Origin of the sequence: Streptomyces sp. Ru73, assembly GCF_002920575.1 — a bacterium.
Classification (GTDB): Bacteria; Actinomycetota; Actinomycetes; order Streptomycetales; family Streptomycetaceae; genus Streptomyces.
Genome location: NZ_PQSQ01000035.1, coordinates 55,124 through 66,663 on the forward strand (window position 1 = coordinate 55,124; position 11,540 = coordinate 66,663).

Annotated in this window: 8 protein-coding genes; 1 reads left to right on the forward strand and 7 read right to left on the reverse strand. The window is 74.3% G+C overall.

The genetic code is table 11. The features are described from left to right. Positions 1-49 precede the first annotated feature (49 nt). Positions 50-949, reverse strand: coding sequence for a zinc metalloprotease HtpX (gene htpX, locus C3486_RS17405; protein ID WP_103833622.1), 900 nt, complete (start codon positions 947-949; stop codon positions 50-52). A gap of 168 nt (positions 950-1,117) precedes the next feature. Beyond that, positions 1,118-2,029: an LLM class flavin-dependent oxidoreductase gene (locus tag C3486_RS17410; protein WP_103833623.1), complete on the reverse strand. Its 912-nt coding sequence runs from the start codon at positions 2,027-2,029 to the stop codon at positions 1,118-1,120. A 106-nt stretch (positions 2,030-2,135) separates the two neighbouring features. On the opposite strand from C3486_RS17410, the gene C3486_RS17415 reads away from it, so the two are divergent. Beyond that, the gene (locus C3486_RS17415; RefSeq protein ID WP_374936885.1) at positions 2,136-3,101 is read left to right on the forward strand and encodes a Cof-type HAD-IIB family hydrolase; all 966 of its coding nucleotides are present in this window, start codon (positions 2,136-2,138) and stop codon (positions 3,099-3,101) included. 125 nt (positions 3,102-3,226) lie between these two features. On the opposite strand, the gene C3486_RS17420 is transcribed toward C3486_RS17415, so the two are convergent. The 5 genes from C3486_RS17420 to C3486_RS17440 form a co-directional block, all read right to left on the reverse strand. Continuing rightward, positions 3,227-4,480: a M23 family metallopeptidase gene (locus C3486_RS17420; RefSeq protein WP_146075008.1), complete on the reverse strand. Its 1,254-nt coding sequence runs from the start codon at positions 4,478-4,480 to the stop codon at positions 3,227-3,229. 245 nt (positions 4,481-4,725) lie between these two features. Then, positions 4,726-6,405 carry a GAF domain-containing protein gene (locus tag C3486_RS17425; RefSeq protein ID WP_103833626.1) on the reverse strand — a complete coding sequence of 560 codons (1,680 nt, stop codon included), beginning with the start codon at positions 6,403-6,405 and terminating at the stop codon, positions 4,726-4,728. A 178-nt stretch (positions 6,406-6,583) separates the two neighbouring features. Beyond that, positions 6,584-10,132 (reverse strand): thiol reductant ABC exporter subunit CydD, encoded by a 3,549-nt coding sequence (gene cydD, locus C3486_RS17430; RefSeq protein WP_258052834.1) that lies wholly within the window; start codon positions 10,130-10,132, stop codon positions 6,584-6,586. Between the two features lie 28 nt (positions 10,133-10,160). Further along, positions 10,161-11,162 (reverse strand): cytochrome d ubiquinol oxidase subunit II, encoded by a 1,002-nt coding sequence (gene cydB, locus C3486_RS17435; RefSeq protein WP_103833628.1) that lies wholly within the window; start codon positions 11,160-11,162, stop codon positions 10,161-10,163. Between the two features lie 9 nt (positions 11,163-11,171). After that, positions 11,172-11,540, reverse strand: a 369-nt coding sequence (locus C3486_RS17440; protein ID WP_146075009.1) for a cytochrome ubiquinol oxidase subunit I, incomplete at its 5' end; no start/stop codon positions are given.

Below are 11,540 nucleotides of genomic sequence, written 5' to 3' on the forward strand. Positions count from 1 at the left end.
GGCGGTTCCGTACGGGAGCGGGACGACGCCGGTGCCGCCCCGGTCCGGTTCACGGGCGGCCCAGCTGGGCGGAGAGGCGGCCGAGCTGGTCGAGGCGCTGCTCCAGCGTCGGGTGCGAGGAGAGCAGCTGGACGGCGTTCTCCTTGGAGAAGGCCGGCGCGAAATAGAAGGCGTTGAACGGCTCCGCCCGGCGCAGGTCCCGGGTGGGAATCCGGGCCATCTGCCCGGTGACCTTGGTGAGCGCCGAGGCCAGCGCGGACGGCCGCCCGGTGAGGAGCGCTCCGGCCCGGTCGGCGGACAGCTCGCGGTACCGGGACAGCAGCCGGGTCAGCAGGAAGCTGATCACGTAGACCACGGCGCTGACGGCCGTGACGACGAGGACGGCGATGGCGGCGTTGCTGTCCCGGTTGCTGCGGCCCACACCGCTCCAGAGCGCCGCGCGGGTGATGATCCCGGCGAGCACGCCCAGGAACGAGGCCACGGTCATCACGGCCACGTCCCGGTGCGCGACGTGCGACAGCTCGTGCGCGAGCACCCCTTCCAGCTCCTCGGGCTCCAGCCGGCGCAGCAGTCCGGTGGTGGCGCAGACCAGCGAGTTCTTCTGGTTGCGCCCGGTGGCGAAGGCGTTCGGGATGTCGCTGTCGGCGATGCAGACCTTGGGCTTGGGCATATCGGCGAGCGCGCACAGCCGGTCGACCGCACCGTGCAGCTCGGGCGCCTGCTCGGGGGTGACCTCGCGCGCGCCCATGCCGAACGCCGCGATCCGGTCGCTGAACCAGAACTGCGCGATGAACAGGGCTCCGGAGATGACCAGCACGATCAGCCACGCGCCCTTGAGCAGCACCACGAGCGCGCCGACGACCACGACGTACAGCAGGCCGATGAAGAACATCGTCACGACCATCCGCGAGGTCAGCCCGCGGTCCGGGGCGAATCGGGTCTGTGCCATGGAGCCCTCCAGCCGGACGGTGCCACCGACCGCCCGTACGACGACGCCTCTGCCCCGATTCTCCCTCTTGATTCCCCTTTGGTTCCTCTTGGCGAGGCAAAGGGACCGTGATCCTTCCGCCTCATCGGGCCCGCCTCCTGCCGCCGCCGGCGCGGCCCGCGGCGCGTCCTAGGCCGTCAGCTGCGCCGGCGCCTCGGCGGCGATCCGCTCGAACACCGACAGGTCGGCCTCGAAGATCGTGCCGTCGATCGGCCAGTGCAGGACGAGCTCGTCGATGCCCAGCTCTGCGTGGCGGCCGGCGAAGTCCACGAAGGCGTCGACGGAGTCCAGCGGGCGGTCCGGAGTGAAGCCGGTCAGCAGGATCTTCGGCAGCTTCCCGGCGTCCCGGCCCGCCGCCTCGCAGGCCGCGCCCAGCCGCTCGATCTGCCCGGCGATCGCCGCGCGGGACTGCTCGGGCGTGCCGTCGGCCGACACCTTGGGGTCGCCGGTGGTGACCCACGCCTGGCCGTACCGCGCCGCCAGCCGCAGGCCGCGCGGCCCGGTGGCGGCCACGGCGAACGGCAGCCGCGGCCGCTGCACGCACCCGGGGACGTTGCGCACCTCGTGGGCGTTGTAGTGCTCGCCCTCGTACGTGACGGCGTCCTCGGTGAGCAGCCGGTCCAGCAGCGCGACGAACTCGGCGAAGTGGTTCGCGCGGACGCGCGGCGTCCACGGCTCCTCGCCGCCGCCGAGCAGCGCGTGCGCGTCGAAGCCGTTGCCGCCCGCGCCGATGCCGAGCGTGATCCGCCCGTCGCTGATGTCGTCCAGCGAGATCAGTTCCTTGGCGAGGGTGACCGGGTGCCGGAAGTTGGGCGAGGTGACGAGGGTGCCCAGCCGGATGCGGGAGGTCGCGGCGGCGGCCGCGGTCAGGGTGGGCACGGCACCGAACCACGGGCCGTCCCGGAAGGGCACCCGCCAGGAGAGGTGGTCGTAGGTGTACGCGGCGTGGAAGCCCAGCTCCTCGGCGCGCTGCCACACCTCCCGCCCGCCTCGGGACCAGCGGCGTACGGGCAGAATCACGGTGCTCAGTCGCATGGTCATGAGCCTACGGCGGACTCGTTGCGGGAGCGTGTAAAGCTCATGCGCGCGACCCAGCGCACGCCTGTGCGCGCATATGCGGGAAGATGGCCTCGTGACTGATGGCCCTGTGACAGACGATCCCGCCGCCGAGCCGCCGCTGTCGTCCACGCGGACCCCGGCCTCCGAGGCGCCGACGCCATCCGCTCCACCCCGCCCGCCCGAGGCGCCGGCCGCCGCGCTGCCGCCGCTGCCCGGCCGCCGTACGCGCCTGATCGCCACCGACCTCGACGGCACGCTCCTGCGCGACGACAAGACCGTCTCGGAGCGGACGATCGCCGCGCTCGCCGCCGCCGAGGAGGCCGGCATCGAGGTCTTCTTCGTGACCGGCCGGCCGGCCCGCTGGATGGACGTGGTCAGCGACCATGTGCACGGACACGGCCTGGCCATCTGCGCCAACGGCGCCGCCGTCGTCGACCTGCACCGCAGCGGCCGGATCGTCGAGGTGCGGGCGCTGGAGCGGACCGCGGCGCTCGCCGTCGTGGAGGCACTGCGCGCCGCCGCTCCGGGCACGTCGTTCGCCGTCGAGCGCACCGGCGGCATCCACTACGAGCCGCAGTACCCGCCGTTCCACCTCGATCCGGGCGCGCTGATCGCGCCGGTCGAGAAGCTGCTCGGCGAGGAGGCCGAGAAGGCGGGCGAGCCCGTGCTGAAGGTGCTCGCGCACCATGCGGACCTGGACCCGGACGCGTTCCTCGCGCTGGCCCGCGAGGCCGCCGGGCACCTCGCGTCCTTCACCCGCTCCAGCCCCACCGCGCTGCTGGAGATCAGCGGCGCGGGCGTCAGCAAGGCCGGGACGCTCGCCCGCTGCTGCGCCGAACGCGGTATCGCGCCGGACGAGGTGGTGGCCTTCGGCGACATGCCGAACGACATCGAGATGCTGGCCTGGGCGGGCACGTCGTACGCCATGGCCAACGCGCATCCGGACGTGCTGGCCGCGACCGATCACCGGACGGCGGGCAACAACGAGGACGGCGTCGCCCTCGTTATCGAACGCATGATCGAGCAGCTGCTGCAGGACCGGACCCACGACTGACGCCCGGCACGTAGGCGCGGGGCGCACCGCGTCCGTAGGCGCGGCGCGCGCAGCGTCCGTGGGTGCCGGGCGCACAGCGTCCCCAGATGCGGGGCGCGCCGCGTCCGTAGGTGCTCCTCCGCACCTCACACTCGTACGCCGTGCTTCCGCAGCCAGTGGAGGGGCTCCACGGCCGCGCCCACACCGGGGCCGTACCGCACCTCGAAGTGCAGGTGCGGACCCGTGGAGTTGCCGGTGTTCCCGGACAGCGCGATGGGCTGCCCGGGGCGCACCCGCTGCCCCGGCCGCACCAGCACCTTCGAGAGGTGCGCGTACTGCGTGTACGTGTGCGCCCCGTGGCGGACCAGCACGCTGATCCCGAAGGGCCCGCCGCATTCCACGGCCGCCACGCTCCCGCGCCCGGCGGACCGTACGGGCGTGCCGACCGGCACCGCGAAGTCCTGTCCCGTGTGCCGGTGCGCCCAGTGCGTGCCCGCGCCGCCGAACGACGCCGACAGCGCGTACTCCGTCACCGGCCGGGTCCAGCCCCGCGCGGACGGCGCGTCGGGCGCCAGGAGCCCGGCGGCAGCGGACACCGCGTCCGGCGGACCGCCGCAGCTGCCGCCGCCCGCGGCGCCGGTCACCAGGTGCCACAGCCGGCCGCGCGCCCGGTCCAGGCTGCGCCCGATCCGCTCCCGCTCCCCGGCCAGCCGCTGCTGCCGGGCATCGAGGGCCTGCGTACGGCCGGCCGCCGCCGCGCTGCCCGCCGCCAGCTCCCGGCTCGCGCGCAGCGCCGCGCGCGCCCGCGCCGCCAGGGTGCGCTGCCGGTACTGGGCCAGCCGGTGGGCGCGCAGCACGTCCTCGGGGGCCGCCGAGGTCAGCGTGCGCACGGCGAAGGTCAGCCCGCTGCCCGTGCGGTACTGCTGCGCCGCGATCAGCCCGGCGGTACGGCGCAGCTCCGCCGCGGTACGGCGCTCCTGACGCAGCCGGCCGGCCAGCCACCTGGCGCGCGCCCGCTCGGCCCGGGCGGCCCGCAGGCCGGCCTGGTACGACCGCCCGGCCCGGCCCGCCGCCACACCGAGCCGCAGCACCTCCAGGCGCGCCCTGGCCAGCCGGCCGGCCCGTCCGCGCGCCGCGGCGTGACCGGGCCCGCCGCTCTCGTACCGCGCCGCGCTGTCCTGTGGTGGTGCGCTCTGCGGACGCACCGCGCCTTCGTGCACGGTGGCAGCGGCGGCCGTGCCGAACGGCGGGCCGCCCGTGGGCAGCCCGCCGGGCAGCAGCCCGCCCAGGAGGATCGTGAAGACGCACACGACAGCGCCGCGCCGACGGGCCCGCGGCCGGGCGGCCGGAGCCGGTTGCGGCGCGCGGGCCCCCGGACCGCACGACAGACCTGGATGCATGCGCAGATCGTGGCGCGACCAGGACGCGGGGTGCGGGACCGCGGTTCCCGCTCGGGCCCGTAAGCCACCGAACGGAGCACAGCCATGGGCCACACGAGGGAGCGGCGAGGGCGCGGCCCGGCCCCCTGCAGGAGACGGCTCCCCCAGCTACAGGGACAGCGATCCCACCGCCTACAGGGGCAGCGAATCCACCACCCACAGGGACAGCGAGTCCACCGCCCACACGGGCGGCTGACGGCATCGCCCTACAGGGGCGCCTCCCACGTCACCATCGTGCCCGTCCCTTCCTCGCCCAGCCCCGGCCCGTACGTGCTGGAGCCGCCCAGCGCCTCGGCCCGCCGGGCGAGGTTCTTCAGTCCGCTGCGCCGGCCGCCCTCCGGGATGCCCACCCCGTCGTCCGCGACCGTCAGCCGCACCGCGTCCCGCCCGTCCGGCAGCGTGGCCGTGGCGTCCACGACGACCTCGATCCGGGAGGCGTGGGCGTGCCGGAAGGCGTTGGACAGCGCCTCCCGTAGCGCGGCGACCAGGTTCTTGCCGGTCGACTCGCCGACCCTGGCGTCCACCGGGCCGACGAAGCTGACCGCCGGCTGGAAGCCCAGCGGCACCGCCGCCGTACCGATCTCGCGCAGCACCCGAGTACGCAGCCCCGAGGGCGCCTCGGCGGGCCCCTGCTGCAACGCGAAGATGGCGGTACGGATCTCCTGGATCGTCACGTCCAGCTCGTCGACCGCCTTGCCGACGCCCCGCCGCACCTCGGGCACCACGGCCTTGCGCGCCGCACCCTCCAGCATCATCCCGGTGGCGAACAGCCGCTGGATGACCAGGTCGTGCAGGTCGCGCGCGATCCGGTCGCGGTCCTGGTAGACGGCCAGCCGCTCGCGGTCGCGCCGCGCGTCCGCGAGGACCAGCGCCAGCGCGGCCTGCGCGGCGAACTGCGTGGCCAGCGTGCGCTCCGCCGGGGTGAACTGCCGCGCGCCGCGCGCCCTCGGGGTGGCGAGGGTGCCCAGGACGCGGCCGCCGCTCTTCAGGGGCAGCATCATGCTGGGCCCGAAGTACGGCGCCACCTCGGTGACCATGCGCGGATCGGTCGCCGAGTCCTCGACGAAGACCGGCTCACCGGCGAGCAGGGTGGCGGTCACCGGACTGTCGGGCGGGATGTGCGTCCCCATGATGCGCGACGGGTCGTCCGTCGCCGCGGCCACGATCTCCAGCCCGCCGTCCTCCACGGGCAGCAGCACGATCCCGGCGGCGGAGTCCGCCAGCCGACGGGCCTGTTCGGCGACGACGGCCAGCGATTCGTCCACGTCGCTGCCCGCGAGCAGCGCGGTGGTGACGGCCGCCGCCCCGTCGATCCAGCGCTCGCGCTGCCGGGCCGCCGCGTGCATACGGGCGTTGCCGATCGCCAGGCCCGCCTCCGTCGCGAGGACCCGCACCATGTGCAGATCGCCCTCGCTGAACTCGCCGCCGCCGTTCTTCTCGGTCAGGTAGAGGTTGCCGAAGATCTCGCCCTGAACGCGGATCGGCACCCCCAGGAACGTGCGCATCGGCGGGTGCCCCGGCGGGAAGCCGGCCGCGCGCGGGTCCTGCGTGAGGTCGGCCAGGCGCAGCGGCCGCGGGTCGTGGATGAGCGCGCCGAGCAGGCCCTTGTGGCCGTCGGGGAGCGCGCCGATGCGCCGGTGGTCCTCCGCGGTCACGCCGTACGTCACGAAGTCCGACAGGCCGTCGCGGGCCTGGTCGACGATGCCGATGGCCGCGTACCGGGCGTCGGCCAGCTCGGCCGCCGTCTGCACGATGCGGTCCAGCGTGACGTGCAGGTCCAGCCCGGCGCCGACGGTCCGCATGGCCTCCAGCAGGCGCGGCAGCCGGGCGGTGATCTGGGGCGCGACGCCCTGGAGGCTGCGGGTGGCCTCCGTCGCGGCGTCCATGGTGTCGGCGTCCGGCCCCTGCGCGGGTCCCTCCGCCGGCTCGCCCGGCCCGTACGCCGTTCCTGCCGTGTCTGACATGCCCCGAGCCTAATAAGCGAGGTTTGCCAGGGAAAGTCGCATTCGACCGGGTGCGCTGCGCGGACGTACGGCGCCGCGGGCGCGGCGGCCGGCGCACTCGTCAGCGCGCGGCGCCCGCCGCCTCGTACCGCGCATCCGCCGCGCGTTCCCGGCCCCGCATCCGGCGGAACGGGCCGTCGGCCGCGGCCAGTTCCTCGTACGGCCCGCGCTGCACCACGCGTCCCTCGTCCAGGACGAGGATCTCGTCGACCGCCTCCAGGCCCGCGAGCCGGTGCGTGATCAGCACGGTCGTCCGGCCGCTGGTCGCCGTGAGCAGGTCGGCGGTCAGCGCGTCGGCGGTGGCCAGGTCCAGATGCTCGGCGGGCTCGTCGAGCACCAGCACGGGGAAGTCGGCCAGCAGCGCACGGGCCAGCGCCAGCCGCTGCCGCTGCCCGCCGGACAGCCGCGCGCCGTGCTCGCCGACCAGCGTGTCCAGCCCGTCCGGCAGTCCGCGCACCCAGTCCGCGAGCCGGGCCCGCTCCAGCGCGTCCCACAGGTCGGCCTCGGCCGCGTCCGTACGGGCGAGGCGGAGGTTCTCGCGCACCGAGCTGTCGAAGAGGTGCGCGTCCTGCGCGCACAGCCCGACCAGCCGCCGTACCGCGTCACCGTCCGCCTGCTGCGCGTCCACCCCGCCCAGCGTGTACGTACCGGCCTCGCGGTCCAGGAAGCGCAGCAGCACCTGCGCCAGGGTGGTCTTGCCCGAGCCCGACGGGCCGACGACCGCGATCCGGCGGCCGGGCGCGAGCGTGAAGCCCACGCCGTCGAGGGCCGGCCGGTGCTGCCCGGGGTGGCGGGCCGTCAGCCCGCTCACCACCACAGGGAACGGCGACTCGGGCGCCGCCACCGGCTCGGCCGGCTCGCGTACCGGCGCGGGCGCGTCCAGCACCTCGAAGATCCGCTCGGCGGCGCGCCGGGTGCGCTGCCGGTACTGCATCGCCAGGGGCAGCCCGGCCACCGCCTCGAAAGCGGCCAGCGGCGTCAGCACGACCACCGCCAGGCTCACCCCGCTCAGCCGGCCGTCGTGCACGGCCTGCACGCCGACGACCGCCGCGGCCGCGACGGTCAGCCCGGTCAGCAGCGCGGTCAGCCCGGCGCCGGCTCCGGCCGCTGCGGCAGACCGGGACGCGACCGCCGTGAGGTCGCGGTCGGCGCGCCGGGTGCCGGCCAGCCGCTCCCGCAGGGCACCCGCGACGGTGAGTTCGGCCGTGCCGGTGAGGAGGTCGACCACGCGCGTGGCGAGCGCGCCGCGCGCCGGGGCCAGCCGCCGTTCGGCCCGCCGGGCCAGGGCGCCGGAGACCAGCGGTACGCCCGCGCCCGCCAGCAGCAGTCCGGCGGCGAGCACCGCGCCCGCCTCCGGCAGCAGCCAGGCGGTGAAGCCGGCCGCGGCCGCGCCGACGACGACGGCCGTGCCGGCGGGCAGCAGCCAGCGCAGGAAGTAGTCCTGCCCGGCGTCCACGTCGGCCACCAGCCGGGACAGCAGGTCGCCGCGGCTGCGGTCGCGGAGCCCGGCGGGCGCGAGCCGCTCCAGGCGCCGGTAGACCGCCACCCGCATGTCGGCCAGCATCCGGAAGACCGCGTCGTGCGCGACCAGCCGCTCGGCGTACCGGAAGACGGCCCGGCCGATGCCGAACGCGCGGGTCGCGGTGACCGCGACCATCAGGTACAGCACCGGGGGGTGCTGCGAGGCCCGCGAGATCAGCCAGCCGGAGGTGGCCATGAGGCCCACGGCGCTGGCCAGTGCGCAGCTGCCGAGGAGGAGTGCGAGGGCGAAGCGGGTGCGGTGCGGGCCGGCCAGCCGCCTGAGGCGGGACAGGGCCGGTGCCCGGGTCTTCGCCTCGGCGACGTGGGTGGTGGCGGGCCCGGGGCTCCGGGGGTGACTGTCGGACTGCTTCGCTTGACGTCCGACAGTCACCCCCTCCGCCCCGGTCCCTCCCGTCGTCCCGGCGAGTGCAGGAGCATTGCCATTTCCCGATATACGTACGACTCGATCCGCCGCCTCCAGCAAAGCCGGGCGGTGGGCTACCAGGAGGACCGTGCGGCCCTTGGCCAGGCGGCGTACCGCGGCCACGACGGAGGCTTCCGTGGCGCCGTCCAGGTTGGCGGTGGGCTCGTCGAGGAGCAGGATCGGGCGGTCGGCGAGGAACGCGCGGGCGAGTGCGAGGCGTTGGCGCTGGCCGGCGGAGAGGCCGGCGCCGGACTCGCCGAGGCGGGTGTGGGGGCCGTCGGGGAGCGCGTCGACGAAGCCGAGCGCGCCGGCGTCGCGCAGCGCGGCGCGTACGGCCGCGTCGTCCGCGTCCGGGCGGGCCAGCCGTACGTTCTCGGCGACGGTGCCTGCGAAGAGGTACGGGTGCTGCGGCACCCAGGCGATCCGGCGGTGCCAGCTGTCGGGGGAGAGTTCGGCGAGGTCCACGCCGTCGATCAGCACCCGGCCGGCGGCCGGCGCTGCGAAGCCGAGCAGCACGTTCAGCAGCGTGGTCTTGCCCGCGCCGGACGGGCCCGTGAGGGCGACCGTCTCCCCCGCCGCCACCTCGAAGGAGGTCTCGGGAAGGGACGGTCCGGGGCGCCCGGGGTGGCGTACGACCAGGCCGTCCACGGTGATCCCGGTGCCGGCGGGCGCCTCGCGCGTACCGCCGCGTCCGGCGGTCGCCCCGGTCTCGAGTACGGCGAAGATCTCCTCGGCGGCGGCCAGACCCTCGGCCGCCGCGTGGTACTGCGCGCCCACCTGCCGCAGCGGCAGATACGCCTCGGGCGCCAGGATCAGCACCATCAGCCCGGTGGAGAGGTCCAGGTCGCCGTTGACGAGCCGCATGCCGACGCCGACCGCGACCAGCGCGACCGAGATCGTGGAGAGCAGTTCCAGGGCGAAGGAGGACAGGAAGGCGATGCGCAGGGTGCGCAGCGTGGCCCGGCGGTACTCGCCGGTGATGGTGCGGATGGCGTCCGCCTGGGCCTTGGCCCGGCCGAACACCTTCAGCGTGGGCAGCCCCGCGACGACGTCGAGGAAGTGCCCGGACAGCCGGGTCAGCAGCTTCCACTGCCGGTCCATCCGCGACTGGGTCGCCCAGCCGATGAGGATCATGAACAGCGGGATGAGCGGGAGCGTGAGGACGATGGTCGCCGCGGAGATCCAGTCGCCGGTCACGATCCGTACGAGGACGGCGACGGGCACGACGACCGCGAGGCCGAGCTGCGGCAGGTAGCGCGCGAAGTAGTCGTCGAGCGCGTCGATGCCGCGGGTGGCGAGGGTCGTCAGCTCGCCGGTGCGCTGGGTCCCCAGCCAGGAGGGGCCGAGTCCGGTGGCCTTCGTCAGCAGCCGGGTGCGGAGTTCGGACTTCACCGCGGCGCTCGCCCGGTGCGCGGCCAGTTCGGTCAGCCAGGAGACCAGCCCCCGGCCGACCGAGACGAGCGCGAGCAGCAGCACCTGCGTGCTCAGTTCACCGAGGCCGCGGCCGTGCTGGAAGGCGCCGACGACGACCTCGGCGATGAGCATCGCCTGGCCGATGACCAGGCCCGCTCCGGCAAGCCCGAGGACCACCACCGCGGCGAGGAAGAAGCGGGTGGCACGGGCGTATCGAAGCAGGCGCGGGTCGACCGGTTTCACGTGAAACATCCGTCCTGAGGTGCGTAACGGAAGGGGATCAGTGGGCGTCGGCGAGGTGCTGGGTGCCGATGCGCTTGCGGAACACCCAGTACGTCCATGCCTGGTAGAGCACCACGAGCGGGGCGGCGAACACCGTCAGCCAGGTCATGATCTTCAGGGTGTACGGACTGGACGAGGCGTTGCTGACCGTGAGGTTCCAGCTCTCGTTCAGCGAGGAGGGCATGACGTTCGGGAAGAGCGTCAGGAACAGCATGGCCACCAGGGCCGCGACGGTGACGCCGGAGAAGGCGAAGGACCAGCCCTCCCGGCCGAACATGTTCGCCACCAGCGCGGCGAGCAGCGCGACCGCCGACACGACCAGCGCGACCAGGCTCTTGCCGTCGCCCCTGTCGATCTGCGTCCAGACCATGAAGACCAGCGCCAGCCCGGCGGCGATCATGCCGAGGAACGACGCCGTGACGCGTGCCCGGTCCCGGATGGGACCCACCGTCTTCAGCGAGGCGAAGACCGCGCCGTGGAAGGTGAACAGCGCCAGCATGGCCAGGCCGCCGAGAATCGCGTACGGGTTCAGCAGGTCGAGCAGGGACCCGGCGTAGTTCTTGGCGGCGTCGATCTTCACGCCGCGCACGATGTTGCCGAAGACAACGCCCCACAGCACCGGCGGGAGCAGCGAGGTCCAGAAGATCGCGTTCTCCCAGTTGCGCTGCCAGCGCTCCTCGGACCGCTTGTGGCGGTACTCGAAGGCCACGCCGCGCACGATGAGGCAGAGCAGGATCAGCAGCAGCGGCAGGTAGAAGCCCGAGAAGAGCGTGGCGTACCACTCGGGGAAGGCCGCGAAGGTCGCGCCCGCCGCGGAGATCAGCCACACCTCGTTGCCGTCCCAGACCGGGCCGATGGTGTTGATGAGGACCCGCCGCTCGCTCCGGTCACGGGCGAGCAGCTTGGTGAGGACGCCGATCCCGAAGTCGAATCCTTCGAGGAAGAAGTACCCGGTCCACAGGAAGGCGATGAGGACGAACCAGACGTCGTGAAGGTGCACAGCTGCCTCCTAGTACGAGAAGGCCATCGGCCGGTCGGCGTCACTGTCGTTGCCGCCGATCTTCGTGGGCGGGTTGAGGTCGGACTCCGACAGCTCCTGGGGTCCGGCCTTGACGTACTTCACGAGCAGCTTGACCTCGACCACGGCGAGGATCGCGTACAGCGCGGTGAAGACGATCATCGAGGTGAGCACCTCGCCCTGCGAGACGCCGGGGGAGACCGCGTCGGAGGTGCGCAGCACGCCGTAGACCACCCAGGGCTGACGGCCCATCTCGGTGAAGATCCAGCCCCAGGAGTTGGCGATCAGCGGGAAGCCGAGGGTGATCACGGCCAGCCGCCAGGCCCACTTGGTGAGCCCGTCCCCGAGCGCCCTGTCCTT

Bases quoted from the DNA above. Each gene is read 5' to 3' on its own strand.
- C3486_RS17410 (WP_103833623.1), bottom strand. From the start codon at position 2,029: ATGACCATGCGACTGAGCACCGTGATTCTGCCCGTACGCCGCTGGTCC.
- C3486_RS17425 (WP_103833626.1), bottom strand. From the start codon at position 6,405: ATGGACGCCGCGACGGAGGCCACCCGCAGCCTCCAGGGCGTCGCGCCC.
- htpX (WP_103833622.1), bottom strand. From the start codon at position 949: ATGGCACAGACCCGATTCGCCCCGGACCGCGGGCTGACCTCGCGGATG.
- C3486_RS17420 (WP_146075008.1), bottom strand. From the start codon at position 4,480: ATGCATCCAGGTCTGTCGTGCGGTCCGGGGGCCCGCGCGCCGCAACCG.
- cydD (WP_258052834.1), bottom strand. From the start codon at position 10,132: ATGTTTCACGTGAAACCGGTCGACCCGCGCCTGCTTCGATACGCCCGT.